Source organism: Nocardia sp. NPDC049737 (genome assembly GCF_040674755.1).
GTDB lineage: Bacteria > Actinomycetota > Actinomycetes > Mycobacteriales > Mycobacteriaceae > Nocardia.
The window spans coordinates 1-2,550 of sequence record NZ_JBFANH010000094.1 but is presented as its reverse complement, the minus strand read 5'-3'; the positions used below and the strand labels follow the sequence as shown (position 1 = coordinate 2,550).

Annotated in this window: 1 protein-coding gene; it reads right to left on the bottom strand. The window is 62.9% G+C overall.

Annotation, left to right across the window (positions count from 1 at the left end):
- A partial coding sequence (locus AB0J47_RS42195; RefSeq protein WP_364360327.1) for a DNA-directed RNA polymerase subunit beta occupies positions 1 to 2,550 on the bottom strand: 2,550 nt, incomplete at both ends.

Genomic DNA, 2,550 nt, shown 5'->3' with positions numbered 1-2,550 from the left:
GATCTTGTCGTCGACCAGGTGGTGCAGCTTCAGGATGTACATGTAGCCGACGGCCACCGGGTACGGGAAGGGCTCACCGGAACGTCCGTCGAACAACGTCGCCTTGCCATCCGCGCCCACCATCACCTCGCCGTCGCGGTTGGGCAGGGTAGCGCCGAGCAGCCCGCTGAGCTCTTCCTCTCGGGCCCCGTCGAACACCGGGGTGGCGAGATTGCTGTCGGCGGGCGCGGCGCGCATATCCGCCGGCAACGAGCTGGCCCAATCGGGTGTGCCCTGAATCTGCCAGCCCGCCTTGCCGATCCAGCCGAGGTGGGTCTCCAAGATCTGGCCGATGTTCATACGACGCGGCACACCGTGACTGTTCAGGATGATGTCCACCGGGGTGCCGTCCGGCATGAACGGCATGTCCTCGGTCGCGAGGATCTTGCCGATGACACCCTTGTTGCCGTGGCGACCGGCCAGCTTGTCACCGTCCTGGATCTTGCGCTTCTGCGCCACATATACGCGCACGAGTTCATTGACGCCGGGCGGCAGATCATCGTCGTCCTCGCGCGAAAACACCCGAATACCAATAACTTTGCCCGATTGACCATGAGGAACCTTCAGCGAAGTGTCGCGCACTTCGCGCGCCTTCTCACCGAAGATCGCCCGCAGCAATCGCTCCTCCGGTGTCAGCTCGGTCTCACCCTTGGGAGTGACCTTGCCGACCAGGACGTCGCCATGTCGCACCTCCGCGCCGACGCGGATGATCCCGCGGTCGTCCAGATCAGCGAGCACCTCGTCGGAGACATTCGGGATATCGCGGGTGATCTCCTCGGCTCCGAGTTTGGTATCGCGGGCATCGACTTCGTGCTCCTCGATGTGGATCGAGGTGAGCACATCCTGTTCGACGATGCGCTGCGACAGGATGATCGCGTCCTCGTAGTTGTGCCCCTCCCACGGCATGATCGCCACGAGCAGATTCTTGCCCAGGGCCATCTCACCGTTCTCGGTGCAGGGACCGTCGGCGAGCACCTGTCCGGACTCGACCCGCTGCCCCTCGTCCACGATCGGGCGTTGATTGACGCAATTGCCTTGGTTGGAGCGGGCGAATTTGCGTAACCGGTAGCTCTTGCGGGTGCCGTCGTCGGCCATGACGGTGATGAAGTCGCCCGAAACCTCCTCGACCACACCGGCTTTCGCGTTGACGACCATATCGCCCGAATCGAGAGCGGCACGAAACTCCATACCGGTACCCACGATCGGGGATTCGGAACGGATCAGCGGCACGGCCTGGCGCTGCATGTTCGCACCCATGAGCGCTCGGTTGGCGTCGTCGTGCTCGAGGAACGGAATCATCGCGGTCGCGACCGAAACCATCTGGCGCGGCGAGACATCCATATAGTCGACCTCGTCGGCGGGAACGGATTCGACCTCCTCGCCGAGGCGGCGGGCCAGGATCTTGTCCTCCACCAGGTATCCGTCCGCATCGATCAGCGAATTGGCCTGCGCACGCACATACCGTTCCTCCTCGTCCGCGCTGAGGTACACGACCTCATCGGTGACCCTGCCGTCGACCACCTTGCGGTACGGCGTCTCGATGAAGCCGAACGGATTGACCCGCGCGTACACCGACAGGTAGCCGATCAGGCCGATATTCGGGCCTTCGGGGGTCTCGATCGGGCACATCCGGCCGTAGTGACTGTGGTGCACATCCCGCAGTTCGAGGCTGGCGCGTTCACGCGACAGACCACCCGGGCCCAGCGCCGAGAGCCGACGCTTATTGGTCAGGCCCGACAGCGGGTTGTTCTGGTCCATGAACACCGACAGCTGCGAAGTTCCAAAGAACTCCCTGATCGCCGCGGTGACCGGACGGATATTGATCAGCGACTGCGGCGTGATGGCCTCGACGTCCTGGGTGGTCATCCGCTCGCGGACCACACGCTCGATCCGCGACATGCCGACCCGGAGCTGGTTCTGGATCAACTCGCCGACCCTGCGCAGGCGACGGTTACCGAAATGGTCGATGTCATCGACCTCAACCGGAACTTCGACACCGCCGGGCGCCGTCATGGTCCTTTCGCCCGCGTGCAACCGGACCAGATACTCGATGATCGCGATGAGATCCTCCTCGGTCAGCACCTGATCCGTGGTGGCGCTGATGCCGAGTTTCTTGTTCATCTTGTAGCGACCGACGCGCGCCAGGTCGTAGCGCTTCTCTTTGAAGAACAGGTTCTCCAGGAGCGCTTGTGCGGACTCCTTGGTCGGCGGCTCACCCGGACGCAGCTTGCGGTAGATATCGAGCAAGGCGTCGTCAGTACCGACCGTATGGTCCTTCTCCAGGGTCGACATCATGACCTCGGAGAAACCGAAGCGCTGCGTGATCTGCTCGGAACTCCAGCCGAGCGCCTTGAGGAAAACCGTCACGGGTTGACGACGCTTGCGGTCGATACGCACACCGACGGTGTCGCGCTTGTCGATATCGAACTCCAGCCAAGCGCCACGCGACGGAATCACCCGCACACTGTGCAGATCCTTCTCCGTGGCCTTGTCGACGCTGTGATCGAAATA